Origin of the sequence: Nocardia sp. CA-120079, assembly GCF_050955745.1 — a bacterium.
Lineage (GTDB): Bacteria > Actinomycetota > Actinomycetes > Mycobacteriales > Mycobacteriaceae > Nocardia.
Map to the genome: position 1 here is coordinate 8,894,919 of NZ_CP192088.1, position 26,159 is coordinate 8,921,077.

The window sequence follows — 26,159 nt, forward strand, 5'->3', positions numbered from 1 at the left end:
GGATCGGTAGGCCCGGTCCGCCACGCCGTAGCGACTGCTTGCAGGTCGCTCGAAAGGGTCGGCGACTCAGTTGTCCTTGCGGACGGCCTTCTTGGCGGCATCCTGCGCGGCGTCGACCTGGCTCGCGAATTTGCCGTCGGTCTGCTCGTCGACGAGATCGCCCACCTTATCGATGGCCGTATCCACCTTGTCCGCATTCTGCTGGGCCAAGTCCAGCGCCTTGTTCGCCAGGTTCTTGAAATCCACCGCGCACTCCTCGTTTTCGAGCCGACACAACCGCAAACAAACGATACCGAGCGAACCCCCGATGACCCGGCAAACCATCAGCGACCACCGTCACATCTCGCCGAGCCAGGCCGGATGCCAGAGGCGGCCGGTCTCGGTCCAGTTCATGAAGCGCACGGTTCCGCCGAGCTTCGGGGTCACCCACACCGCGGCCTCGCGTTCCTCGGCGGTGAGGTCGTTGTCGAACGGGGTGGTCTTGCGCTCCAATTTGCCGAGCCTTTTGGCCAGATCCCGCATGACCGGCTCGCTGAACCCCGTGCCGACCCGCCCCACGTAATACAGCCTGCCCTCGTGCGGAATGCCGACCAGCAGCGATTTGAAGTTGCGCGCGTCGCTGCGCCGCCAGCCGCCGATCAGGACACGCTGAGTGCGCCAGTTGCGCTGCTTGACCCACGAATGCCCGCGCTTACCGGGCAGATACACCGAATCCTTGCGCTTGGCGACCACACCTTCCAGGCCCTGCTCCTGGCTGTAGCGCAGCGCTTCGGCGCCGGAGCCGTCCAGTCGCGGCGGCACCCGCAGTGACGGCGCGTTGGCGGCGATTGCCTCCAGCACCCGACGCCGATCCGAATACCGTTTGCGGATGAGTGAAGTCCCATCCAGATACAGCACATCGAAGGCGACGAAGACCGCGCGCGCCGCATCGGCCTGCAGCAGACCTACATTCGCGATGCCGTGATCGTCGAACACCACGGCCTCACCGTCGAGCACCACATTGTGTCCGGCCAACTCCTCGGCCAGCACCGACATAGCCGGATAGCGTTTGGTCACCACATTGCCCGCCCGGCTGCGCAGAGTCAGTGTCCCGGAATCTATTTCGGCGATCAGCCGGAAGCCGTCCCATTTGGTTTCGAAGCACCACTCGACGTCATCGAGATCGGCGACCTCACCGTGGGTGGCGAGCATCGGTTGCAGTCCACGTGGAAAGGGCGCGGGCCCAGCCGGTCTCGGCACGATGAACGCGGCCTCGGGGCCGACCGGACCACTGGACACCCGGTCCGCCTCTTCCTCGGCCGGATTCTGATCGCGCATGAGATGCATCAGCCACTGGGTGCCATTGGTTCGGATCATCGCGTAGCGACCACGCAGTCGCTTGCCGTGGAAGGTGACGATGACCTCGTCCTCGCGCCATTTCTCGGTGTCGTAGGTGCCGGAATCCCAGATGGTCATCTCCCCCGCGCCGTACTGGCCCTTGGGGATGGCACCGTGGAAGTCCAAGTATTCCAACGGATGATCCTCGGTGTGCACGGCGAGCCGATTCTGATCCGACGAGGTCGGCGGGCCCTTCGGGACGGCCCATGACACCAGTACGCCGTCGCGTTCGAGCCGCACGTCCCAATGCAGCCGCCGCGCGTGGTGTTCCTGGACGACGAAGCGATCATTCGCCCCGGTGGTAGGCGTTTCGGACGGCACCGGTTCCGGGGTCGCCGAGGCATCGCGCATCGAGCGATATTTCGTCAGCGCATCGCTGTTCGAACCTGGTGGATCCAATTCGGAGAGCAGATCGCCGTCATCGCGCCAGCGCGCGAGCACTTCGTCGAAGCGCAAGTGCCGCAGCTTTTTCCGGCTCTCCAGCTCGGCCCAGGTGCGCGGTGCGGCCGCATTCGGCTCGGTGCGGCCGCGCAGCGAATACGGTGCGATGGTGGTCTTGGACGGATTGTTCTGGCTCCAGTCCAGGAAGACCTTTCCGCCGCGCGCCGATTTCGCCATCGTCGCGGTGACCAGATCCGGGTGCAGCTTCTCGAGATTCGTCGCCACCTGCTTGGCCACCGTGGACGCACCGCCCGGACTCAACTCCCGATCCAGCGGCACATAGATGTGAATTCCCTTGCTACCACTGGTCACCGGGAAGGCGTGCAGCCCGATCCCCTCGACCATCTCGCGCACCGCCAGTGCGACCCGCGCGCATTCGGCCAGTCCCGCACCCGGCCCCGGATCCAGATCGAAGACCAACCGAGTGGCGTAGCCGACCTTGTCACCGTCGAAACGCCATTGCGGTACATGGACTTCCAGCGCCGCCTGCTGTCCGATCCAGGCCAGTCCGGCCTCGGAATCGATGACCGGATAGACGACCTTGCGGCCGGAATGCTCGATGGTGTGGCGCTCCAGCCACGACGGTGCGTGTTCGGCGAGATTCTTTTCGAAGAAGGACGATTCGTCGACCCCGTTGGGCCAGCGCTTCCGGGTGACCGGCCGCCCGGCGATATGCGGGAGCATCGCGGGCGCGATGGCCGCGTAGTACGCGATGACCTCGCCCTTGGTGGTTCCGGTCGCCGGATACAGCACCTTGTCGAGGTTGCTCAGCTCAACCTCGACGCCCGGCCGGCCCGGGCTGCCACCGAATTCCCGGCGGGTCACCATAAATGAAGTTTAGGGGCGGGGACCGACAGATATCGGCCCCCGCCACAGATCAGGCCTGCGGCTGTCCCGGCTCTTCGGGCTTGGGAGCCGGTGGCACGGGCGGCTCCTCGGCCGCGGCCGTAGGCGGCTTCGGTGCGGGCGCGGGTGGCTCCGATGCGGAGTGGTCCGTCGGGACCGCCTTCTTGGCGGCCTGCTGCACCTTGCCGATCTTGTCGGAGTATTTGTGGCCGGTCTTCTCGTCGATGAACCCACCGGCCTTGTCGACCGCATCGTAAATTTTGTCGGCGTTCTCGGCTGCCGCGTCCCTGCCCTTGCCGACCAGGCCTTTCAGGGTGTCCACGAGACTCATGCCTGCATTCCTTCCTGTCGACGAACCTAGGTATTCACCCAATATCCTCCCACCAGGAATCCCGGCTCGGCAGGTCATTGGGGTCGATGCGCTGGCCCGGCATCGGCACCGCCAGCGCGGTGCCGGCCGCCCGTGCCGCCGCGACCATCCGGCGCACCGGCTCCGACCACCCGTGGAAGGCCAGGTTGAAGGTCGCCCAGTGGATGGGCACCAGCAGTCCGTGTCCCGGATCGCCGACGCCGAGGTCGGCATGCGCGCGAACCGCCTCCTCCGGGTTCATGTGGACGTCCGGCCAGGCCTCGTCGTAAGCGCCGATCGGCAGGAGCGTCAGATCGAACGGTCCGAGCGCGGCCCCGGCCTCCGCGAAAGCCTTGGTGTATCCGGTATCACCGCCGAAGTACACCCGCCGCGTCGGGCCGATGATGGACCAGGACGCCCACAGTGTGGTGTTTCGCACCAGGCCGCGTCCGGAGAAGTGCCGCGCCTCGGTGCAGGTGAGCACCAGATCCGTACCGTCGCGCTCACGCCCCAGCGAGGCGAGGGAAACCGAACCGCCCCAATCCAATTCGACGATCCGATGTTCGGGCACGCCCCAGTGCCGCAGATGCGCGCCGATGCCGATCGGCACCAGGAAGGGCGCGGCCTGCCCGACCAGCAGCTGACGGATCGTCGCCTTGTCCAGATGGTCGTAGTGATCGTGCGAGATCAGCACCGCATCCACCTGCGGCAGTTCCGACAGCGGCGTCGGCACCGGATGCAGCCGGGCTGGACCGACCAGCGCGGACGGCGAAACCCGTTCGCTCCAAACCGGATCGGTGAGAATCCGGTAACCGTCGACCTCGATGAGCGCCGATGCGTGCCCGTACCAGGTGACCGCGAGATCGGCGGCCTCGGTCGGCACGTCGGGGGTGGCCAGCGGAACCGCATTGCGCGGGCGACCGGCATTGCGCCGGGTCAGCGCCGAAATCAGCAGGGACGGAGCGGCTCCCGAGACGAACTGGGTGCTCGGCTCGGTGTTGTGGAACTGCCGATTGCGATAGCTGACCGCGCCGGTGGCGTAGGGCGCAATGGCATTGATGGAGGCGCCGATCGCCGACGGGATGTCCCAGACCGCGCGCACCACCCAGGCGAGGCCGAGTGCACCGGCGGCAATGCCCACTATCTTCTTCGGATTCATTTATCGCCCCACGAATTTCGCCGCGCGCTTCTCTGCCCTGGCCAGCCGCCCCTCCTGGGCGTCCTGACTGGTCCACGCCGCCTCGAGCGCCGCACGCTGCTGCGCGCTCTCCGGATCCCGGGTGCCGTCATCGTTGAGCTCCAACTTCATATGCCGCAGGGATAGCGGGGCCAACTGGGCGATCGATTTGGCCCAGGCCTGTGCGTCGGCCAGCGTGCCGAGTCGGTTGGCGAAGCCGAATGCGTAGGCATCGGCGGCCGACACCGATTCCGCACCGAGCAGAATGGTCCGGGCCGGGCCACCGCCGATCAGCGATGCCAGCCGCCGCACGGTCCAGCGGTCGACGGTGATGCCGAGCTTGGCGGCCGGAATGGCGATATAGGCGTCGGGTTCCATGACCCGCAGATCCGAGGCCAGCGCGATCTGCACGCCCGCGCCGAGCGCACCGCCGTTGATCGCCGCGATCACCGGGACCGGCACGGATTCGATCGTGTGCAGCATGTCGGGCAGGGCCGTCAGGAATTCCTCCGCGTAGACCCCGGACAGATCCGCGCCCGCGCTGAACAGGGATCCCCGACCGGTGAGCACAATCACCCTGGCTTGCTCGGCCGCGGACAATACTGCTTCGCGGAGCCGAGTGACGAGTTCGAAGTTCAGCGCGTTACGCCGCTCCTCGCGCTGTAGTTCGATAGTGACGACATCGCCATCGCGGCTAACGTCGAGCATGCATCCTCCCCAACTGACCGGTTCGAGTGGTTACATCAACTCTGCCACAGGTGGCCGAACATACCGACCAAGCCGATACGATCTCGGTTTGTGCCGACAGACTTCCCCATCCTGGTGATCGGTGCTGGTCAGGCCGGGCTGTCGGCCGGTTACCACCTGCAGCGCCTCGGATTGCGCCCGGAACGGGACTTCCTCATCGTCGATCACGCACCGGGACCCGGCGGGGCCTGGCAGTTTCGGTGGCCATCGCTCACCCTGACCACCGTCAATCGGGTACACGACCTCCCGGGCATGTCCTTCGCCGAGACATTGCCCCCGGATTCCGACGCCGTGCCTGCAGCCACCGCGGTGCCGCACTATTACGAGTTGTACGAGAAGAGATTCGATCTGCGGGTGCGCAGACCCGTCTCGGTGACCGTGGTCTGCGACCGCAATACCGACGGAAGCCCTTGTGCCGCAGGGCCGGATCTCGCGGCGGGTCGGGGCACGACGCTGAATGGCGAGACCGATACCGCGGGCACGATCCGAGTGCGTGGCCTGATCAATGGCACCGGCACCTGGGAACATCCCTTCATTCCGCGCTACCCGGGTGCGCAGACCTTCGCCGGACGCCAGCTGCACACCCGTGACTACCGCACTGCCGACGAGTTCGCGGGCAAGCATGTCGTCGTGGTCGGCGGCGGGGTGTCGGCCGTTCAGCTGTTGGACGAGATCTCGCAGGTCACGACCACCACCTGGGTGACTCGACGCGAGCCGGTATTCCGTGACGCACCGTTCGCCGAGGAGGACGGCCGCGCGGCCGTCGCCATCGTGGAGGATCGGGTGCGGCACGGTCTGCCGCCGGGTTCTGTGGTTTCGGTCACCGGATTGCGGCTCGACGATCGACTGCGCGCCGCACAAGCTCGCGGGGTGCTGCAGCGGCATCCGATATTCGCGAGCATCGAACCGGATGGGGTGCGCTGGCCCGACGGTTCGTTCCAGCACGCAGACGTGATCCTGTGGGCGACCGGATTCCGCAGTGCCCTGGACCATTTGGCCCCGCTACGCCTGCGCGGTCCGGGCGGCGGCATCACCATGACCGGCCGCCTCGCCACCCAGGTAGCCGTCGACCCGCGCATCCACTTGATCGGCTACGGCCCGTCGGCGAGCACCATCGGCGCCAACCGAGCCGGGCGCGCCGCCGCCCAAGAGCTGACGGCCCACCTCGGCCTGCGCTGAACCTCTACAGCAGTCCGGCGGTGAAAGTGGTCGGATCGGGGCCTATGCGGGCGCCCTTGTCGAGTGCGTTGATGGCGTTCATCTGGTCGCGGGTGAGTTCGAACCCGAAGACGTCGAAGTTGGCGACGATGCGGGCCGGGGTGACCGATTTCGGAATGACGACAATGCCCTGCTGGAGGTGCCAGCGGACGAGCACCTGAGCCGGGGTGCCGCCGACCTCTTCGGCGATGGAGACGATGGTGTGATCATCGAGCAGCGTGCCCTGCCCGAGCGGACTCCACGCCTCGGTGGCAATGGCATTCGCATCGTGGAACGCGCGAAGCTCGCGCTGCGCGAGCCGGGGATGCAGTTCGACCTGGTTGACGGCCGGGATCTCGCCGGTCTCGCCGATGACCCGCTCGAGATCGGGAATTGTGAAGTTCGACACACCGATCGAACGCACCCGGCCCTGCGCCTTGAGTGTCTGCAAGGCCTTGAAGGTCTCGATGAAGCGATCGGCCTGCGCCACCGGCCAGTGGATGAGATAGAGATCGAGGTAGTCCAGGCCGAGCCGAGCCATGCTGGCGTCGAAGGCGCGCAGCGTGGAGTCGTAGCCCTGGTCGGAATTCCACAGCTTGGTGGTGAGATAGACCTCGTCGCGCGGCAGCCCGAATTCCCGGATGGCGCGGCCGGTGCCCTCCTCGTTGCCGTAGATCGCGGCGGTATCGATGCTGCGATAGCCCGCCTCCAGCGCGGCGGTGACGACCGGCTGGACGTCCTCAGGCGGTACTTGGAACACACCGAAGCCGAGCTGCGGGATCACGTTCCCGTCGTTCAGCACGATCGAAGGAATGGCGCTGGTCTCGCTTCTGAAGGTCACATTCCGACCGTAGAAGTGCCGCGCCGCGTCGTCAACGAGAACCCCTGGTGTGTTGACCACCGGTTTTCCCAACGGGATCGCGTTTGTGCTGGTTACCGAGGGTCGTCAGGACCGACCGAGGCGGCGATAGCGGGTATGGCGGGAGGCGCGAATCTCGTCGAGCGGACGGGCACGCAGCCCGGTGAGCTCTTCGGCGATGGCGGCGACCATGCGGCGGGCGAAGTCGACCGGTTCGTCGGCGGCGTCCGGAAATTCCGGGACGATGCGGTCGACGACACCGTCGGCGAGCAGGTCGGTCGCGCGGATGCCCTGTGCGTCGGCCAGTTCGGGGGCGTGGTCGGTATCGCGGTAGACGATGGCACTCGCCCCTTCCGGCGGCAGCGGCGCGAGCCAGCCGTGGGTGGCGGCCAAGACGCGGTCGGCGGGCAGCAGCGCCAATGCGCCGCCGCCGGTGCCCTGACCGAGCAGGACCGAGACCGTCGGGGTGTCGAGCGTCACCAGATCGGCTATGCAGCGGGCGATTTCGGGGGCGAGCCCACGCTCCTCGGCCTCCTTCGACAGGGCCGCACCGACCGTGTCGATCACCAGCACCAGCGGCAGCCGCAATTCCTCGGCCAGCGCCATACTGCGCCGGGCCTCGCGCAATGCGGCGGGGCCCATGGTGTGTTCGCCCTGCTGCCCCGAGCGGTCGTGACCGAAAACAATGCAGGGCTGCCCACGAAAACGGGCCAGCGCATGCACCATGGCGCGATCGGATTCGCCCTGCCCGGTGCCGCTGAGCGGAACCCGTTGCGTCACATGGCGCAGTAGGTCGCGGATACCGGGCCGACCTGGGCGGCGCGAGATCCGAACCGATTCCCAAGCCGGAACATCCGCGGCCGCATTCCCGGTCCTATGCACCGGCGCGGCCCAGCCGGGTTCCGCCGCAACGGGATCCGGCACACCACTGAGCACACTCAACGCACGATGCGCGATCCGGCGGAAAACCGAAACCGGCAGCACACCATCGATCACGCCGCTGCGGTACAGATTCTCCGCGACCTGCACACCCTCCGGAAAATCCCTGCCGTACAACGCTTTATAGACGCGTGGGCCGAGAAAGCCGATGAGTGCGCCGGGTTCGGCGAAGGTGATATGCCCCAGCGAACCCCAGGACGCGAAGACACCGCCCATCGTGGGATTGCGCAGATAGACCAGATACGGATGCCCGGCCGCTTTGTGCGCCGCGACCGCACCCGCGATCTTCACCATCTGCACGAAAGCGACTGTGCCCTCCTGCATTCTGGTACCGCCGGAGGTCGGCGACGCGACCAGTGGCAGGCCCAGTTCGGTGGCGCGCTCGACCGCCGAGACGATGCGCTCGGCCGCGGCCACCCCGACCGAACCCGCCAGAAATCCGAACTCGCAGGCGATTACGGACACGCGTCGACCACGCAGCAGACCTTCGCCGGTCAGCACCGCTTCATCTGTGCCGGCCGCCAGCTCGGCCTTGCGCAGATCCTCGCGGTATCGCGGGGATGCGGCCACCGTCACCGGTGGCCGATCCCAGCTGATAAACGAGTCCGAGTCGAGCAGTTGCCCGAGCAACTCCCGCGCCGAAATCCTCATCGAGCGAGCCTAGGGGATGGCGGGGTGGGTAAGCCCAGCCACTCGATTCGGGGCCGACGCGACAGACGCGAACGCTCAGTAGCCCTGCATGACCTTGCGTAGGGCGTACTCGGTGAGCGAGACCAGCGCCTGCTTGGCGGGTTCGCGCCGGCGGGCGTCGATGGACAGGATCGGCACATCCGCAGGCACCGCAAGGGCCTGACGGATGTCCTCGATCGGATACCGCGGTGCGTCGTCGAATTCGTTGAGCGCAACCAGGAACGGTAGATTGCGCGCTTCGAAGTAGTCGACGGCCGCGAAGCTGTCCTCGAGTCTGCGGGTGTCGACCAGCACCACGGCGCCGATGGCGCCGCGGATCAGGTCGTCCCACATGAACCAGAAGCGGTACTGGCCGGGCGTGCCGAACAGGTACAGAACCAGATCGTCGGCGAGGCTGATCCGGCCGAAGTCCATCGCCACCGTGGTGGTCGACTTCATCGGAATACCGGTCAGATTGTCGATTCCGGTACTGGCATTGGTCACCAATGCCTCGGTGCGCAGCGGAACGATCTCCGAGACGGCACCCACCAACGTGGTCTTACCGACACCGAAGCCGCCAGCGACCACGATCTTCGCCGAAGTCGGTTTGCTGGTGCGGGTATCGACCTGTGCCGTCGAATCAAATACGCCGGAGTCCACTGAGAACCCTTTCGATCAGCTCGCGACGTTCATCGTCGCTGGAATCGTCTTTCAAAGTCGCCGAAACTCGCACATGCCCGGCCTCGATGAGGTCGGCCACGAGCACGCGGGCCACCCCGATGGGTATACCCAAACGCGCTGCCACTTCAGCAACGGACGGCGATTCTCTGCACAACTCCACGATGGACGTCTCGATGTTGGTCAGTTCGAACTGCCGCTCCAGGGCGACCGGATGCGATGCGACAAGTGCCTCCAACGCCAACTCGACCGCGGGCCTGGTTCGGCCCGCAGTCAAGGAGTATGGGCGAACGAGACTCGGCTCGGCGCTCCCCATGCGGTGATCGTCTATGTCCATCCCACCATCAGGAACCCATCGTGACGCGTGGCGTGGCCTGCACCGTCTGGCCGACACGCTCGACCAACAGGGCCATTTCGTAGCCCACCTGGCCGATATCGCAGGAAGTATTCGTCAGCACCGCAAGATACGAGCCGTCGCCGACTGCCATGAGTAGCAGGTAGCCGTGCTCCATCTCGACCACCGACTGCAGCACGGTGCCGCCCTCGAATAGATTCGAGACGCCTACCGAGAGGCTGGCCAGTCCGGCGGTAACGGCCGAGAGCTGTTCGGCACGGTCCACCGGCAGCTGCGCGCTCGCCGCCATGAGTAGGCCGTCAGCCGAGACCAGGACGGCATGAGCTACGCCAGGAACCTCGTTGGCGAAGTTCGAAACCAGCCAATCCAGCTGACGATTCGTACCACCTAGATCGGGGTTCATCGGTCTCCTTTATCTCCGGTTAGGTTCATTGCCTTCATTGCGCGGCCATCCCGGACGCCCTGCTGGTGACGACTCAAGCTGGACCTGATCGTTTCTGGATCGCGACGCGGCGCGCGATCGGCGTTGCCGGTGACACCGCCGGGGACCAGCCTCCCGCCCGGATTGCGTTGAGGCAACCCGGCGGCCGTCTTTGTTTCGGTCTGGGCCTCGCTGGCGCGGCGGGCAGCCTGCCAGCCCTCGTCGCCGGGCGACTCGAAGGAGGCAGCAACTTGGGACCGGTCCTGGTTGGGATCCGATAGCCACGCCGACATCATTTCGGCGAAGATCGGTGTCCCGCCCATCACCGAATCAGAGTCGACAGCGGGCTGCAACCTGGTCTGGAAGAACGACGCCGCCTTCTCCGGATCGGGCTTGAAGCTGTGCCGGCCCGGATCACGCGGTGCGGTCGTCGCCCCGCTCTCGGACATCGCGGGTGTCTCACCGCTGGCCGCGGGCTGGGCCACACCGCGATCGCGTCGCGGCAGACCGACACCCGGCGGAACTTCCTTGCGCGGCAGCACGGTCGCTCCCGGATCGCGCTGCGGCAGACCGGTAGCAGCCGACTCCCGCTGCGGCAGGCTGTCGCGGGAAGGTAGCAGACCGTCGCGCTGGGGCAGGCCGCTCGGCGTCCCGCCCGACTGACGCTGCGGCAGACCGTTCGGGGTCTCACGCTGCGGCAAACCGTGCGCAGGCGACTGACGCTGCGGCAGACCGGTCGCACCCGACTCTCGCTGCGGTAGACCACCGGAAGCGGAATCCCGCTGCGGCAAGCCCGAACCGGTGTCCCGCGGCGGGATACCGGACTCGCGCTGCGGCAGGCCATTCGAGGCCGAATCGCGCTGCGGCAGACCGCCCGTGGTTTCCCGCTGCGGCAGACTGCTCAACGGATCACGCAACGGATCACGCTTCGGCGGACCACCGGCGCTCTCACGCTGCGGCAGACCACCCGTGCTCTCACGCCGCGGCGAACCACCCAGAGCCTCACGCTTCGGCAGACCACCGGAGGCGGAATCCCGCTGCGGCAAGCCCGAACCAGTGTCCCGCGGTGGGATACCGGACTCGCGCTGCGGCAGGCCATTCGAGGCGGCATCCCGTTGCGGCAGACCACCGGTGCTCTCACGCTGCGGTAGGCCGCCAGAGCTCTCACGCTGCGGTAGGCCGCCCGTGGTTTCCCGCTGCGGCAGACTGCTCAACGGATCACGCAACGGATCACGCTTCGGCGGACCACCGGCGCTCTCACGCTGCGGCAAACCGCCCGTGCTCTCACGCTGCGGTAGGCCGCCAGAACTCTCACGCTGCGGTAAACCACCGGTGGGTTCCCGCTGCGGCAGACCACCCAAAGCATCACGCTGCGGCAGACCACTAGCGCTCTCACGCTGGGGCAGACCACCCGTGCTCTCACGCTGCGGCAAACCATTCGGCGTTTCCCGCTGCGGCAGACCACCCGCAGGCGACTGACGCTGCGGCAGACCGGTCGCACCCGGCTCCCGCTGCGGCAGGCCACCGGCGGCCGAATCCCGTTGCGGCAGACCGGTCTCACGCTGTGGCAGACCACCCGACGCATCACGCTGCGGCAGACCCGAACCGGTATCGCGCGGCGGCACACCACCGGCACCCGGTTCGCGCGGCGGCAGACCGTTCAGCCCCGACGCACGCTGCGGCAGACCGCCCGCGCCCTCGCGCGGCGGCGCACCGTTGCTGCCAGGCTGGCGCTGCGGCAGGCCACCACTGGGCTGACCACCCTCAGGCACACCATTCGTGCCGGGCTGACGCTGCGGCAGCCCACCCGAATTCAGATTCCGCGGCGGCAGACCACCACCGGAAACCGGCGGCTCGGCGCCCGGCCGACTCGGCGGCGGACCGCCCGGAGTGGCATTGCGTCTCGGCAGATTCGCCGCGGCGAGCTTGCCGCGCTGCGGACCACTCGGCGCCTGTCCCGCCGATGGGCGCAGAGTCGGATTCGGTTGCGCCGGTTCCTGACGCAGCCCCGAAGCCCCCGAGGACATGGTCGAGCCGGGCGAACGCTGCGGTAGCCCGCCCGCGGTCGGGATCGGACCACTGCCCGCGGCCGGTGCCGGACTGCTCATCGGAATCGGTCCGCTCACACCGGGATCGACGGTGACCATGACATTGCCACCCGGCGTCCTGGTGATCGCGCGCATCTGCATCGACGCCGCGGCGGACTGCCGTTGCGGACCGGGCGCGGCGACCTGCGGTGCCGCTTGTGGCATCGCAGTGGTCTGGCCCTGTCCGAGCACGATCAGACTGGCCGGGACCTGCACGGTGACCGTGACACCGGGATCGCGTGCGGTATCGAAGGTCGGTCGCAGGCGCACGGTGAGTCCGTGGCGCTCGGCCAATCGGCCGACCACGAAGAGACCCATGTGCCGCGCGGTGTCCGGACCCGGTTCGGCAGTCTGCTCGAGCCGCCGGTTGATATCGGCCATTTCGCTGGGCGGCATACCGATGCCGCGGTCCGCGACCTCGATGAGCATGCCCTGGTCGTGTCCCTGCGCGAAGGTGAACTTCACGTCGGTCTCCGGCGGCGACGCGCGTAGCGCGTTGTCCAATAGTTCGGCGAACAGGTGCGCCATATCGGAGGCGGCGGGCTCGACCAGCGAACCACGCGGTGTCGCACCGAGCTTCACGCGCTCGTAGTCCTCGACCTCGGAGATCGCCGCACGCAGCACGTCCGCGATCTCGACCGGCGCGGACTTGCTGCGCCGCTGCCGGGTACCGGCGAGGATCAGCAGGTTGTCACCGTTACGGCGCATACGGGCCGCGAGATGGTCCAGCCGGAACAGGTTTTCCAGCAGGCGCGGATCCTTCTCGTCGTACTCCATCGCCTCGATCAAACTGAGCTGATGGTCGACGAGCGACTTGGAGCGCCGGGCCAGGGTTTCGAACATGTCGTTGACCTGGGCACGCATCTGCGCCTGGTCACTGGCCAAACGCAGCGCCTGGCCGTGGATATCGTCGACGGCGCGGGCCAGCTGACCGATTTCCTCGTGGCTGCGGATCGGCATCGGCTCGAGCGGCACATCCTCGGGGGACGCGCCGTTCCGCAGCTGCGCGACCTCGTGCGGCAGATCGCTCTCGGCCACGCGCAGCGCGGCCAGACGCAGCCGGTGCAGCGGCACGATCATCGAGCGCGCGACGAACACCGCGAGCAACAGCGCGGCGAGAATGGTCGCGATGACGACCGCGGTGTAGGTCCACGCGCCGGTGTTGGCGTTGGACACCAGCGAACTCATCGCCGAGTCGATGTCCTTGGTGGACTTGGTGACCACGCGCTCGTAGACATCGAGGCTGCCGGTGAGCGAGTTCTTCAGATCACCGACCGGGATCTTGCCGGACTGCGCCTCCGGGCTGGTCAGCAGTGAGATCCGGTTATCAATACCGGCCCGCAGATCGGCGATCGCGGTATCGCCATCGGAAAAGCGGTGGGCGAGCACGTTGAGCATCGCCCGCTCGGTATTGGCCGCGGTGATCGCGCTCTGCACGCCCGCCGCCGAACCGCGCAGCACCTCGGGGAATGCGGCGACCTCGGCGACCAGCGCGTAACGGGTGTTCAACGAGTCGACCAGCCGCAGCTTCGCCTGTTCGATGGCCTGATCACTGACCTGGCCGACCGTGGCCTCCACGATGTGCACACTGTCGTTGCGGACCCTGTCGATCGTGCCGATGACTTCGGCCGGGGTCTGCGTCGAGACGTTCTTGCCTTGGGCGCGCACGGCCTTGGCCTGGGTGATCATGTCTTCCAGCGACGCGCGCGCGCCGGCGACACCGTCGACCTTGCCGACCGACTGCTCGGCATCGGCGATGACCTTGTCGAGGTCGGCCAGGTTCTTGTCCGACACGATCGACACGTTCGGCATGATCGAAATCATCTGTGAACCGGCGGTCGTCGCCGTCTGCGCACTCAGCGCGGTGACGGCAGGAATCGCCTCGATGTTCTTCGCGGCGGCGTCCAGTCGGTTCGCCTCGGCGAACTCGGTGGTAATCCTGGACACGCCGAGCCCAACCGCGACTGCCAGCGGAACGGCCAGGACCGCCGTAACCTTCCAGCGCAGGTCCCAGTTGCCGAGCGCCCAGCGTTTGCTGCCGGACCTTGCGGCGTCACGCATCTCCCACTCACTTTCCAAACTGGCCCCAACCACGTGCCATCAGCGAACCTAGACAATCGCATGCTGGCTCGACAGGCAGAGCTGGCCGAGGAACTGCGGCTGGCCGAGAAATTGCGTCTACGACGGCCCAAATAAGTGACATCAGATTCTAACGGATCAATAACAGCTTGGGTGACGTTGAGTATAGCTACAGGCCTTGACCTGCCGATAGCTGGCAAAACCAAAGGTCGCGGCACCCACCCGGGCGTCGCGTGAAGTCTGCCACAATCGTGCTGATCTATCGAGGCGGGCATCGAGGCGAGGCTAGGGAGTCACGGGATTGATGGAAAACCAGACGTACCGGCCGGTCTATCAGACCAGCTTGGTCGATCCCGCTGAGTTCTGGGCCGAGGCGGCCGAGGCGATCGATTGGGTGACCCCGCCGACCCACATCGTCGACACCACGGCTCGCTCGATGGCCAGGTGGTTTCCGGATGCTCGCCTCAACACCTCCTTCAACGCCCTCGACCGGCATGTGCACGGCGGCAACACTCCGGATGAGGCAAGCCGGGCCGATCAGCCCGCCCTGATATACGACTCCGCTATGACCGGAACCAGAGGCGTTTTCACCTACGCCGAACTACTCGCTGAGGTTGCCGAGTTCGCCGGTGCGATGGCACGTTTGGGTGTCGCCGCGGGCGACCGCGTGGTCATCTACCTGCCGATGATCCCCGAGGCGGTGATCGCCATGCTGGCCTGCGCCCGCATCGGCGCGGTGCATTCGGTGGTCTTCGGCGGCTTCGCCGCACCCGAACTCGCCGCCCGCATCGATGACGCCGAACCTGTGTTGATCATCACTGCCTCGGGCGGGCTGGAGCCGGGCCGAACGATCGATTACCCGCCGATCGTGTTGCAGGCCCTCGACCTCGCCGAGACGAGCGCACCGCGTCACGTGATCGTCAAGCAGCGACCGGAATTTCCGACCATTCACTTCCCCGCTCCACAGCCCGCCACCGAATCGCTGCCGAGTTCCACCCAGACCGTCGCGGCGCAATGGCTCGATTGGGCAGCCGCGGTACGCGATGCGCAACCCGCCGATCCGGTCCCGGTCGCCGCGACCGATCCGCTCTATATCCTCTACACCTCCGGTACCACCGGGAAGCCCAAGGGCGTGGTCCGTGACAACGGCGGACATGCGGTCGCCCTGTCCTGGTCCATGCGCAATATCTACGACGTCGGGCCGGGCCAGGTGATGTGGGCCGCCTCGGATGTCGGCTGGGTCGTCGGACATTCGTACATCGTCTACGCACCGCTGCTCGTCGGCGCGACGACGCTGCTCTACGAAGGCAAACCGGTCGGAACACCGGATGCGGGCGCGTTCTGGCGGGTGGTCGCCGAGCACAACGTGCGGGTGCTGTTCACCGCGCCGACCGCGCTGCGCGCCATTCGCAAGGCCGATCCGGACGCCGCGCTCGCCCACCGCCACGACCTGTCCTCGCTGCGCGCATTGTTCTGCGCCGGTGAGCGTTTGGATCCGGCCACCTACGAGTGGGCCAGCGAAACACTGCTCGCCGATCGGCCCGACTGCCCGGTGGTCGACCACTGGTGGCAGACCGAGACCGGCTGGCCGATCTGCGCGAATCTGCTCGGCCTGCAGCAACTTCCGATCAAGGCGGGTTCGGCGTCGGTGCCGGTGCCCGGCTTCCGGCTGCGGGTTCTCGATGCCGAGGGCAATCCGGTCGCACCGGGCACCGAGGGCAATATCGTCATCGGCCTGCCACTACCGCCAGGGACACTAACCGGACTATGGCGCGACGAAGGCCGTTTCCAGCGCTCCTATATGTCGGCGTTCCCGGGCCACTACCTCACCGGCGACTCCGGATACTTCGATGACGACGGGTACCTGTATGTGCTCGGCCGCAGCGACGATGTGATCAATATGGCCGGCCACCGGCTCTCGGCGGGCAGCATCGAGGCCGCCATCGCCGGACACGAGGCCGTCGCCGAATGCGCGGTTATCGGCCTGCCCGACGAACTCAAGGGCCAGCGGCCGATCGCCTACGTGGTACTCAAGTCCGGCGTCGAGATCGATCCGGACCGCCTGCGCGACGAACTGATCGCCCGGGTGCGCGAGCAGATCGGCGCGATCGCCACCCTGCACGACGCCGTCGTCGTCACCGCGCTACCCAAAACCAGGTCGGGCAAGATCCTGCGCAAAACGATCCGGCAGATCACCGCGGGCGATACCTACGAGGTGCCGTCCACCATCGAAGATGCCTCGGTGCTCGCCGCACTCGAGGTCCAGATCCGGGCCAGCCGCCCGCAGGAGCCCGGCCCGGAAGTCGTTGCACCCAACGGCGATCCGATTGTGCCGTCATAACTTTGCGATTGCATTGCGTTTCACCCCTTAGAGAATCCTCAGGGATAATTCACACATGCGCCAGTGCGGGGCAATAGCGTCTAGGGCGCTGGATCCACAGCACCCTCGAAGCAGCATGACCCCCGAAAATCTGGAGGCACACCCATGAAGCTCTTCCGCAGCCGCCCGGCAGTCGCCGCTCTCGCCGCTGGCGGCATGGCCAGTGTGGCCGTGTTGCTCTCCCCGGCCATCGCGGCCGCGGATCCGATGACGCTGGCCGGGCCGCTGCTGACCTCCGACTGCTCCTTCGCCCAGGTCGATGCGGCGCTGCACGCCAAGGCCCCGCAGCTGGCGGCGATGCTCGACTCGAACCCGACCCAGAAGGCCGAACTGCAGCGCAAGTTCGATCAGCCGGTCGAACAGCGTCGCGCGGAACTCCAGGCCGCCATCAACGAGAACCCGAGCGCCGCGCAGGACGCCGAGAACGACCCGCGTGCGTCCGGCCTGGCCGAGACCATCCGCACCGTGGCCGAAACCTGCCACAGCTACTGACGCCACGGGATGCCGACCGGTCAACTGGTCTCGCAAGAACATGGGTAACTCATCGGGGACGGGCTGACTTGCCCCACAGCCCTACCGCCGCCCGCCAACGTCACAGTTACCGCGACTGAGTCCGGCGCCTAAAGATTCGGGGAGGCGGAGGAGCGCACAATGAGTGATGTGACCGAGCGGAGCGCGAACCCGACCGTCCTTGTCGTCGACGATGACGAGGACGTGCTCGCGTCGGTCGAGCGCGGCCTGCGCCTGTCCGGCTTCCAGGTGCGGGTCGCCCGCGACGGCGCCGAGGCGCTACGCAGCGTGACCGAGCAGGCGCCCGACGCGGTGGTGCTCGATATGAATATGCCGGTGCTAGACGGTGCGGGCGTGGTGACGGCACTTCGGGCCTTGGGCAATGAAGTCCCGATCTGTGTGCTCAGCGCCCGCGCCTCCGTCGACGACCGGATCTCCGGACTGGAGTCCGGCGCCGACGACTATCTGACCAAGCCGTTCGTCCTGGCCGAATTGGTGGCGCGGATCAAAGCGCTGCTGCGCCGGCGCTCGGACGTTGCGGCCCCCGCCACACCGGGTGCGATCACGGTCGGCCCGCTGGAAGTCGATGTCGCCGGATACCGGGCACTGTTGAACGGCCGCGAAATCGAGCTCACCAAGCGCGAATTCGAGCTGCTGTCCACCCTGGCCCGCAATGCGGGCGTGGTGCTGAGCCGCGAGCGGCTGCTGGAATTGGTGTGGGGCTACGACTTCGCCGCCGACACCAATGTGGTCGACGTCTTCGTCGGATACCTGCGGCGCAAGCTGGAGGTCGAGGGCGTGCCACGGCTGCTGCACACGGTCCGCGGCGTCGGATTCGTGCTGCGAGCGCCCAAGTGAGTTGGCGATGACGCCGCAGCTCCCGGCTCCCCGGAAACGGCGGCAGCGCACGTTCTCCCTCCGCACCCGGGTGGCCGGTGCGGCCGCGGTCGGCGCGATCATCATCGTCACCATCATCGGCGTGATCTCCTCACGGGCCATCGAGCGCAACAATCTGGCCCAGACCGACCAGCAGTTGGCGATCGCGTCGCGATTGGTGCTCATCGATTCGGTATTGGCCGTCGGTGTGCTCGGGTTGGTCGGTCCGAACTACGACATGGCGGTGACGGTCCGCGACAACAACACGATCGTGGCGAGCACACCGATCCGCCTGCCCGAACAGCCGATCGGATCGCATACCGTCACCGTGAACGGCACCCCGTTCCGCGTGCTCACCACCACCGCGAATCAACCGGCGGGACGCGTTGTCTCCCTTGGCATTCCGTCCACCGCAGCGGCACGCACAACCGCCGAGCAACAGCGCTGGGTGCTCGCCGGGGCCGGGCTGGCGATCGCCACCGCCGCCGCACTCGGCTGGCTGCTCGCGGGCCGGGCCGTCCGCCCGATCGTCGATCTCACCCGACAGGTCGGCGCACGCAGCGGCTACCGCGATCCGGACAATCCACAGCCACCGGTCGACGGCTCCGGAGTCCGGGAGGCGGAAAAACTCGCCGAGGCGGTGAACACCCTGCTGCAACGGGTTGATCAGGCACAAACCGAAACCGCCGCCGCACTGGAGACCGCCCGCGATTTCGCCGCCGTCTCCGCCCATGAACTGCGTACCCCACTCACCGCCATGCGCACTGACCTCGAGGTGTTGCGCACCCTCGACCTGGACGAGGCCCAACGCGCCGAAATCCTCGGCGACCTGCAACGCAGCCAGGGCCGCGTCGAAACCACCTTGGCCGCATTGGAACGCCTCGCCTCGGGCGACCTCACCCACGAACGCGATCACGTCGACACCGACGTCGGCGACCTGTGCGACCAAGCCGCCCACGATGCCATGCGACACTTCCCCGGCGTAACCGTCCGCATCGATACCGACGCCGAACTGATCACCCGCGGCCTGCCCGCTGGACTGCGCCTCGCGGTCGACAACGCTTTGACCAACTCCGTCAAACACGGCCGCGCCACCGAGGCCGTGGTCTCGGCCCACCGAATCCCCGACGGACACATACTGATAACCGTCGACGACAATGGCCGCGGCATCCCCGTCGAAGAGCGCACCGCCGTTTTCGAGCGCTTCTTCCGCGGCAGCGAAGCCAGCAAAGGCGGCTCAGGACTAGGCCTCGCCCTGGTCGCCCAACAGGCCCAATTACACGGTGGCCGAGCCTATTTCGATGACAGTCCCCTTGGCGGCGTGCGCCTGGTACTCGACCTTCCGGAGCGCCGGACTACCTGATCCGAAAAGCCACTGCGGCCTACGGTTCCCATCATTTCAAGCAACGGACGACAGTTGCTTCTCCAGCGTGGGCCGTCGGTCAGCCGGTCGCACCGTCGGGTCGGGTAACCGCAACAATCGTTACGAGTTCCTCTAGGCCGGTGAAGTCCTTCGGATTCGTCGTATACAGCGGCAAGCTGTTGCGTGCCGCTGTGGCGGCGATCATCAGGTCGGCTGTTCGCCGTCGTGGTTGCCGTCCGATCGCGTATACCGCGGCGCAGATCAAGCCAAAAGTTCGAGCGGCTTCGCTGTCGTAGGGCAACGCTTCGCCGAATGTCGCTTCCACATGTTGAAGTACTGCGATCCGGCGCGCACGAGCGACCGGATCATCGGTTGCGTACGGCCCTCGCGACAACTCGCCCAGCGTGACTGCGGTGATTGCGGATTCGATCGGCAAATCGCCTGGATCGAACAGCGAGAGAGCCGCGATGATGCCGGTGTCGAGCACACCCCTCGCGTTGCGGCTCACAGACCCGTTCCTTCGAGCGGATCGTTGGACAACTCGTCGACAATCGCAGTGTCCAAGTCGCGTCGGAGTTCGCCATAGTCGAGTATCGGAGCCCTCACGAACATCTCTTGGGCCTGGCTGGTGGGCACGAAGCGGCGACGCCTGATCGGCGTAACTTCGGCCAACGGCTCGCCGTTGATGGTGAGCACGTATCGCCTTCCCTCCCGCAGGCCACGGGTAACGCTGCCAGACTCGTTGACGAATTGGCGCACGCTGACCTCGGTCGGAGGCGGCATCTCGGGAGCAGGCATACCCACAACGTACCACGCTGTACCTCGCACAGCGGTCCGAAGCTTTGAATCAGTTGCGGACCACCTCGACCGGATCCGTCAACGCAAGCGCCAGCGCGGACTGCTGGGCGCTGCTGCGCTGGGGGAGCGCCGCGACGGCCTTGTCGGTTTGGGTGCTGAGGTTGGTCACGATCTGCTGGAGTTGGGTGACGCCGCCGGTGAGTTGGCCTATAGCGCTTACTAATTGAGCACCGCCCTGGTCAGCCAGTTGCGGCAGCCCTTCGGCCAGTTTCGCGCCCTCGGCCAATTGCGCACTGGCGCCGGTCAATCGGTCCACAACTGTGCGCAGGAGCGTGCCAAGGTCGGTGCTCGGGTCGACGGCGCTGCCGACGAGGTCGCCGAGAGCGGTCAGCTGGGACCCGGCTTGGCCCGAAACATTTCGCAGCCCTTCGAGTTTCGCGATGATGTCGGCGACCTGGGGATCGCTCGCGAACGGTAGCGCCCGCATCAGCGGCAGGATCTGATCCAGACCGCCGCTCACCGTATTCGCGGTCTGCTGCACCTGTCCGATCGTGATGCCGGTCGAATCCAACGCCGAGGCAAGTTGATTCGCCTGTGCGGCGGCACCGGAGACGGTCGAGTTCAGCAGTGCGATGGCCGAAGTCAGCTGTGCCGAACCCGCTTTGGCGTAGCTAAGGAAGCCGAGCAGCTGGTCTGCGCCCGAGCTGAATTGATCGGCACCTGCGGCAGCGGCATTCACCCCCGCATTGAGCAGCTGGGTGGTGAACTGCACCGAGGTCATCTGAGTGCGCGCCTGTGCGACGGCGGCCAGGGCGGCATCGACACCGGATGCGCCGATCCGGTGCGTCACCATATTCACCGCGCCGTTCACCACATCCGCGTCCGCGCCCTTGTGCGTATCCACCGTCACCTTGGCCCGTTTCGGCTGCGCGCTCGCCAACGTGCCCATGGATTCGGTGAGATCGGCGGGCAGGGTGATCACCGCCGCGTAGTCATCCGCATCGAGTTCACCCGGCTTGCCGACGGTCCACTCGTATCCGCCGCCGTCCTGCTGCAAACCCTGCGCGATGCGCGCACCCGTCGGCCCGGTATCGGCATTCACCAGCGCGATGCCGCCGGGTGAACCGGATGATCTCGAGCAAGCGGCGACGGCGCCACCGAGCGCCCCGGCGATGACAACGGCAACGGCGAGCAGGGCCCAGCGGGCGCGATTTCCAGCCACGTCTGCCGACCCTAGAACTCCGAATTGGCCGAACTCTGAGAATTCGGTAAGGGCCGCAGATGATCAGGAGAGCTCGGCGCCGGTGGGCTCCTCGGTCCGCGTCGCCTCGACCACCCGGCCGAAATCGAGCTTGACGAGTTGATCCGCGTGGTGGAAGTAGCGATCGTCGTGGGTGATCACGATGACGGTCTTCCCGCGCTGTTTGAGCTCGGTGAGGATTTCCTGATAGAAGACGTCGCGGAATTTGGGTTCCTGGTCGGCGGCCCACTCGTCGAAGACATAGATCTGCCGGTCCTCGAGCAGCGCGGTCAACAGCGCGAGCCGTTTGCGTTGCCCCTGCGATAGATCGATGGTCGACAGCCGACCGTCGCTAACCGTCACCTTGTGCGCGATCTGCAACTCCTCGAGATAGCGGCGCACCTCACCGTCGAGTCCGGGCCGATCGAAGCCCAGGTAGTCCTCGAACAGGTGGAAGTCGGTGAAGATCGCCGAGGAGTTCTGTCGGTACCACTCGATATTCTCGTGATCGATCGGCTCGCCATTGAGCGACAGCGCACCGGTCTGCGGCACATACAGTCCCGTGATCAGCTTGGCCAGCGTGGATTTGCCGCTGCCGTTGCCGCCGACGATGAAGGTGATCTGCCCGGGTTCGAAGACCAGATCGAGCGGGCCGAGCCGGAATCCGGACTCGTCGTTACTCTGCTCGGGTGGCGGGCCGAGCGGCATCGGCCGGTTGTCGTGTCCGCTGTGGTCGACGATCCGATGACCGTTGACATCCGGTCGCGGCCCGCCGGGGCGTGGACCCCGACCGGGCGGATGCGCGCCGCCTCGCGGCCCGGGCGGCGGCCCCCCGGGACCCGGCGGGAACGGCGGTGGCGGCTCCATCCGGTAGCTGTAGGTGACATTCGTCAGCTCCAGCCGCGCCGAATCGACGGCGGGACGGTCCGTGAACGGCAACCGCTGCTCGTCGTGCATGGTCTCCATGGACAGATTCATCGCGCGGATCTTCGCCAGCGCCACGTCACCGCGCAGCAGATCCGGGATGCGGTGCATGAAGTTCTGCATCGGCATTGCTAGGAATGTCGTCACCAGGACGTACCCGACCATCACATCGCGCGACAGGTCGAGCGGCGCGACCAGCACGAACAGGATCAGCGCCATGGTGCCGAGCTGCAGTGCCTGCCCGAATCCCTGTGCCACCGAGAATTTGGATCCCGCATCGACATTCTGCGCACGCAGCGTCGCGGCCGAACCGAGCAGATGCCGCTGCATGAAATCGCGGCGGCGTTCCCGATGCAGCTTCAATTCTTTGATACCCAGCGTCACGGCCTGGTACGACCGCAACAGCGCGTCTTCGTTCTCCCGCGCCTCGCGATAGATATTGCGCACCCGCTTGAGAATCAGTTCGACACAGGCGATCCCGAGCAATGTGCCCGCCACGGTCACCGCGAACAGCGGACCCGACACCACCAGCAGGAAGGCGAAGCAACCGACGATGGTGGCCACATCGATGCAGATGCTCGGAATGGCGGTCACTGCCTGTGACAGCGAGCGCACATCCTCGGTCAGCGTCGCCATCAGACGGTGCATGCCGAGCCGTTCCAGATGCTCGAGCGGCGCCGAGACGATCCCGGAGCTCAGATCCGCGCGCAGCCGGTAAATCGCCTCTTGGGCAAGGCGAATCAAGAGCACCTGCGACACCACGCCACTGACCAGAATGACCAGGCCCGTTAGGCCGAAGCTCTGGATATCGACGTGCGGATGCGGTTCCGGCGACACCACACCCCTGATGAGGGTCACCAGATAGGTATTGGCCGCACCGCAGATGAGGCCCGCGGCAATGACGGCCGCGATCCGCATCCAGGAGATCGAGATGAGGAATCGGATGAGTTGCATGGTTACTGCGCTCCCTCAACGGGCGATTTTGGCTGAGACCGGTGCGATTACCGGCGAATGATGTCGAAGATCATGCCTTCGAGGGTGACCCCGGGCGCGAAGGAGAACGCCACTCCGGTCGAGATCGGCTTCGCCGCTTCCTGCCGAATCATTTGTTCCAGCACGAAAATCAGCGACACGCTCAACATATTGCCGAACCTGGCCAAGACATCCCAGCTCAGCGCCGCCCGCTCCGGCGCGATACCTAGCGAATGCACGGACTCCTCGATGATCTTCGGCCCACCCGGGTGGATCGCCCACAGATCGACGTCGGATTTCTGCAATCCATTGCGGGCCAAGACCTCGGTGATCACGGGATCGACCCCGGTGTAGATGTACTGGGGCAGATTCTCCGACAGCTCGCAGGTTATGCCGTTCTGATTGACACCGAGCACGATGCCGTCCTCGGCTCCGTCGAAGAGCCGGCTGAAGCTGTCCCGGATCACCACTCGGCCCGGTGCCAGCGGCTGCTGGACCTGACCGGCGCCGATGACCACCGCACCGCAGCCGTCGCCGAACAGGCTGTGGATGATCACATCGTTGATGTTGTCGTCGAAGACGGCGTTCACCGAGCTCAGCTCGATGCAGACGACCATCGCCTGCTTATCCGGATGCGCCCGAACATAATCCACGGCCGTCCGAATGCCGTTCATCGCGGCCGCGCAGCCCATGAAGTTCACCACGACCCGACCCACCGACGGCGAAAGCCCGAGCTGCTTCACCACCGCGACATCCACGCCGGGCGCGATGAAACCGGTGCTGGTCACGAAGACCAGCAAGCCGATCTCCGCCGCCGCGTCCTCGATTCCGGCGAGGGCGCGACCAGCGACATCGACGGCCAGCGGCACCGCGTGGCGGTAGAACAGATTCATCCGGTCTCGGATCGTGCCGCGCTCCCGGCCGAACTGCAGGAAGTCGGGATCGAGCGGATCGACGACGAGTCGACGGCTGTCGATCTTCGTCTTCTGGTAGATCCGCGAAATCCGTGCCCGCTGTTGCGGATCGGTGAACAGCTCGGCCACCCGATCGGCGGCGCCGGCCTGATCGACGAGCTGACTCGGCGCACCGGTCGCGATGCTCTCGATCACCCCGACCGTGGTAGGCGGCGCGGGCGGCAGCCCGTGCTGCACGAGGCCGCGGCCGTGCTCGTCCCCCTGACGAGCCGCCGACGTTCCCTCATCGATAGTGATTGACACGAAATTCTCCCCGTTCTTGTGAAAAATGGTGATCGGCGCCGCCGTTGACCAGCGGTTCGATCGGTCGACCTCCGGAATCGGCTCAGACCGTGCCGATTCCGGTGAATCCCTGCACCGTGTAGACCGCACAGGTTTTCAGCGCCCCGGGCGAGCAATGCTCGCGGATGAAGCCCCAATTCCGTTCCTCGGCTTCGCGCGACGGCGACAAGAGGTAGGTGCGGCAGAGTTTCGGGAAACGGTCGGTGAAGAAACTCTTCGCAGGCAGCCACTCGATGCCGAATTTCGCCGATTCCTCGCGCAATACGTCCTCGGTGGCGATATTGGCGAATCCACTGCGCTGGAACGGCAGTACGTGATGGACGCGGTGCGAGCTCAAACCGGCCGCGAGAAAGCAGTCGATATAACGATTTCCGATCACCTTCAAGTCGTAGGCCTGCTCGACCTGATTGACGGCCCAGTCCTCGGTATCGGCGGCCGGGAGTTCCTCGGCCTCCACCTCGAAATCGTGGCTCGCGACGACCAGGAAGGTACTGATCCACAGCGTCACCACGAATTGCAGTGCCCAGGCCCAGAAGTCGCCCGCCAGCGTGAAGACCACCAACTCGCCGAGCAATAGCGCGCGCACCCCGAACGAACCGATGAAGTGCGGCAGCGCACCACCCCAGGTTCCGTACATATCTTTGATGCCGACTTTGCGGGTGAGGCGGCAGACATCGAGGAGTCGAATGGTCATGCCGGTCACCGTGTGCCCGAATTTGTGGAGGGTGTGAATCGGCACCCGATACAACCGGGGCACCCGCATCATCATGGTGAAGACGTTCTTCTTGATATCGACTTCACTCTGGGTATGCGGGTGGTGCAGCAGCGCGTGTCCGTCCGCGGTGACGAAAGCCAGTGCGACGTAATTGAAATCGAAGGTATTCGTATAGATCTTGTTGAGGCCCTTTTGCGCGCGGTGGATCGCGTAGTGGCCGAATCCGGCCAGCGAGCTGCGCAGCAGCACCATCAGGATGACGAAGACGGGCAGCGGCATCCAGCTGCGCTCGAACAGACGCAGACCCTGCACCGCGAAGTACGCGACGGCCAGCACGGCGACCACGATGTTGAAAATCGTGTCCATGCGCCGCAATCGCGCGGCCAGCTCCGGCTCTTTCAGCCGCGCCTTGACCTTGTGCAGCAGATCGTCTTTATTGTCGAACCGGTACTTCGGAGTGTCCTGCCAACTGTCGAAACCCTCTTTGAAGAGGAAGTCGGGTGCGTTCGCCTTCGGATGGATGTCCTCGGGTAATGCGTTGCGTCCCAACGCATATCTCTCCAACATTCGTCCGATTCGCTCGGGATCGCGGTGATAGGACCCGATGATGGAGGTGATATCACGATTTTTCGTGCGCCCGATGAAGAACTCGCCGCCGGGATGTTTGGAGATCCAGTCGCTCAGATCGTAGGCTTTTCCGTTGTAAACCCACACATTCGAGAGTTGCGGGCCACCACCGGGCGGAGGGCCGGGCGGTCTACGGAAGTCCCGCTCCTCCGCTTCCGGTTGGCTGTTCGTCATCGCATTCCTCCGTGTCTGATCCGCGGTTCGGTGGCCGTTGTCGGCCCCGGGGTTATGGCGTGTATCGCGGACAGGCGCGGGGGCGCTTCATCCGGCGAACCGG

At 66.0% G+C, this 26,159-nt stretch carries 22 protein-coding genes; 5 read left to right on the top strand and 17 right to left on the bottom strand.

The features are described 5' to 3' along the window. Positions 1 to 66 precede the first annotated feature (66 nt). From ACQPYR_RS40180 to ACQPYR_RS40200, 5 genes are all read right to left on the bottom strand, one after another. Positions 67 to 246 carry an antitoxin gene (locus ACQPYR_RS40180; RefSeq protein ID WP_433624860.1) on the bottom strand — a complete coding sequence of 60 codons (180 nt, stop codon included), beginning with the start codon at positions 244 to 246 and terminating at the stop codon, positions 67 to 69. A 90-nt stretch (positions 247 to 336) separates the two neighbouring features. Further along, entirely contained in the window at positions 337 to 2,646 is a 2,310-nt protein-coding gene (locus ACQPYR_RS40185) for an ATP-dependent DNA ligase (protein ID WP_433624862.1), read from the bottom strand. A 49-nt stretch (positions 2,647 to 2,695) separates the two neighbouring features. Further along, positions 2,696 to 2,995, bottom strand: coding sequence for an antitoxin (locus ACQPYR_RS40190; protein ID WP_433624864.1), 300 nt, complete (start codon positions 2,993 to 2,995; stop codon positions 2,696 to 2,698). 34 nt (positions 2,996 to 3,029) lie between these two features. Next, the gene (locus ACQPYR_RS40195; RefSeq protein WP_433624866.1) at positions 3,030 to 4,172 is read right to left on the bottom strand and encodes an MBL fold metallo-hydrolase; all 1,143 of its coding nucleotides are present in this window, start codon (positions 4,170 to 4,172) and stop codon (positions 3,030 to 3,032) included. Beyond that, positions 4,173 to 4,898, bottom strand: a complete 726-nt coding sequence (locus ACQPYR_RS40200) for an enoyl-CoA hydratase (protein ID WP_433624868.1) — start codon at positions 4,896 to 4,898, stop codon at positions 4,173 to 4,175. It lies immediately after the preceding gene. 90 nt (positions 4,899 to 4,988) lie between these two features. Here ACQPYR_RS40200 and ACQPYR_RS40205 point away from each other — a divergent pair, with 90 nt between their 5' ends. Next, the gene (locus ACQPYR_RS40205; RefSeq protein WP_433624871.1) at positions 4,989 to 6,116 is read left to right on the top strand and encodes an NAD(P)-binding domain-containing protein; all 1,128 of its coding nucleotides are present in this window, start codon (positions 4,989 to 4,991) and stop codon (positions 6,114 to 6,116) included. Positions 6,117 to 6,120: 4 nt separating this feature from the next. On the opposite strand, the gene ACQPYR_RS40210 is transcribed toward ACQPYR_RS40205, so the two are convergent. The 6 genes from ACQPYR_RS40210 to ACQPYR_RS40235 all read right to left on the bottom strand — a co-directional run bounded on the left by ACQPYR_RS40210 (position 6,121) and on the right by ACQPYR_RS40235 (position 14,203). Next, the gene (locus ACQPYR_RS40210) at positions 6,121 to 6,975 is read right to left on the bottom strand and encodes an aldo/keto reductase (protein WP_433624874.1); all 855 of its coding nucleotides are present in this window, start codon (positions 6,973 to 6,975) and stop codon (positions 6,121 to 6,123) included. 105 nt (positions 6,976 to 7,080) lie between these two features. Next, positions 7,081 to 8,583: a carboxyl transferase domain-containing protein gene (locus ACQPYR_RS40215; RefSeq protein WP_433624877.1), complete on the bottom strand. Its 1,503-nt coding sequence runs from the start codon at positions 8,581 to 8,583 to the stop codon at positions 7,081 to 7,083. Between the two features lie 75 nt (positions 8,584 to 8,658). Next, on the bottom strand, positions 8,659 to 9,261 hold the full coding sequence (locus ACQPYR_RS40220; protein ID WP_174414979.1) for a GTP-binding protein: 603 nt from the start codon (positions 9,259 to 9,261) through the stop codon (positions 8,659 to 8,661). Beyond that, positions 9,242 to 9,616 carry a DUF742 domain-containing protein gene (locus ACQPYR_RS40225; protein ID WP_040686485.1) on the bottom strand — a complete coding sequence of 125 codons (375 nt, stop codon included), beginning with the start codon at positions 9,614 to 9,616 and terminating at the stop codon, positions 9,242 to 9,244. Before ACQPYR_RS40225 ends, ACQPYR_RS40220 begins: the two co-directional genes overlap by 20 nt. 7 nt (positions 9,617 to 9,623) lie before the next feature. After that, positions 9,624 to 10,037 carry a roadblock/LC7 domain-containing protein gene (locus ACQPYR_RS40230; RefSeq protein ID WP_011207200.1) on the bottom strand — a complete coding sequence of 138 codons (414 nt, stop codon included), beginning with the start codon at positions 10,035 to 10,037 and terminating at the stop codon, positions 9,624 to 9,626. Further along, positions 10,034 to 14,203, bottom strand: coding sequence for an ATP-binding protein (locus tag ACQPYR_RS40235; RefSeq protein ID WP_433624881.1), 4,170 nt, complete (start codon positions 14,201 to 14,203; stop codon positions 10,034 to 10,036). The genes ACQPYR_RS40230 and ACQPYR_RS40235 overlap by 4 nt, the downstream gene beginning before the upstream one ends. Positions 14,204 to 14,525: 322 nt before the next feature. Between ACQPYR_RS40235 and ACQPYR_RS40240 the strand changes: the two genes are divergently transcribed. The 4 genes from ACQPYR_RS40240 to ACQPYR_RS40255 all read left to right on the top strand — a co-directional run bounded on the left by ACQPYR_RS40240 (position 14,526) and on the right by ACQPYR_RS40255 (position 19,350). Further along, on the top strand, positions 14,526 to 16,562 hold the full coding sequence (locus tag ACQPYR_RS40240; protein ID WP_433624884.1) for an AMP-binding protein: 2,037 nt from the start codon (positions 14,526 to 14,528) through the stop codon (positions 16,560 to 16,562). A gap of 144 nt (positions 16,563 to 16,706) precedes the next feature. After that, positions 16,707 to 17,093, top strand: a complete 387-nt coding sequence (locus ACQPYR_RS40245) for a hemophore-related protein (protein WP_063047566.1) — start codon at positions 16,707 to 16,709, stop codon at positions 17,091 to 17,093. A gap of 159 nt (positions 17,094 to 17,252) precedes the next feature. After that, positions 17,253 to 17,969 (top strand): response regulator transcription factor, encoded by a 717-nt coding sequence (locus tag ACQPYR_RS40250; protein ID WP_433624887.1) that lies wholly within the window; start codon positions 17,253 to 17,255, stop codon positions 17,967 to 17,969. A gap of 7 nt (positions 17,970 to 17,976) precedes the next feature. Further along, positions 17,977 to 19,350, top strand: a complete 1,374-nt coding sequence (locus ACQPYR_RS40255; protein ID WP_433624890.1) for a sensor histidine kinase — start codon at positions 17,977 to 17,979, stop codon at positions 19,348 to 19,350. 79 nt (positions 19,351 to 19,429) lie between these two features. Here ACQPYR_RS40255 and ACQPYR_RS40260 read toward each other — a convergent pair whose 3' ends face one another. The 6 genes from ACQPYR_RS40260 to ACQPYR_RS40285 form a co-directional block, all read right to left on the bottom strand. Then, entirely contained in the window at positions 19,430 to 19,858 is a 429-nt protein-coding gene (locus ACQPYR_RS40260) for a type II toxin-antitoxin system VapC family toxin (RefSeq protein WP_433624893.1), read from the bottom strand. Then, positions 19,855 to 20,148 (bottom strand): hypothetical protein, encoded by a 294-nt coding sequence (locus tag ACQPYR_RS40265; protein ID WP_433624896.1) that lies wholly within the window; start codon positions 20,146 to 20,148, stop codon positions 19,855 to 19,857. The genes ACQPYR_RS40260 and ACQPYR_RS40265 overlap by 4 nt, the downstream gene beginning before the upstream one ends. A gap of 49 nt (positions 20,149 to 20,197) precedes the next feature. After that, positions 20,198 to 21,370, bottom strand: coding sequence for a hypothetical protein (locus ACQPYR_RS40270; RefSeq protein WP_433624899.1), 1,173 nt, complete (start codon positions 21,368 to 21,370; stop codon positions 20,198 to 20,200). Between the two features lie 63 nt (positions 21,371 to 21,433). Beyond that, positions 21,434 to 23,266 carry an ATP-binding cassette domain-containing protein gene (locus ACQPYR_RS40275; RefSeq protein WP_433624902.1) on the bottom strand — a complete coding sequence of 611 codons (1,833 nt, stop codon included), beginning with the start codon at positions 23,264 to 23,266 and terminating at the stop codon, positions 21,434 to 21,436. A gap of 47 nt (positions 23,267 to 23,313) precedes the next feature. Further along, positions 23,314 to 24,495 (bottom strand): type III polyketide synthase, encoded by a 1,182-nt coding sequence (locus ACQPYR_RS40280; protein ID WP_433635373.1) that lies wholly within the window; start codon positions 24,493 to 24,495, stop codon positions 23,314 to 23,316. Positions 24,496 to 24,583: 88 nt separating this feature from the next. After that, positions 24,584 to 26,056, bottom strand: coding sequence for a cytochrome b5 domain-containing protein (locus ACQPYR_RS40285; RefSeq protein WP_364488952.1), 1,473 nt, complete (start codon positions 26,054 to 26,056; stop codon positions 24,584 to 24,586). Positions 26,057 to 26,159: the final 103 nt, after the last annotated feature.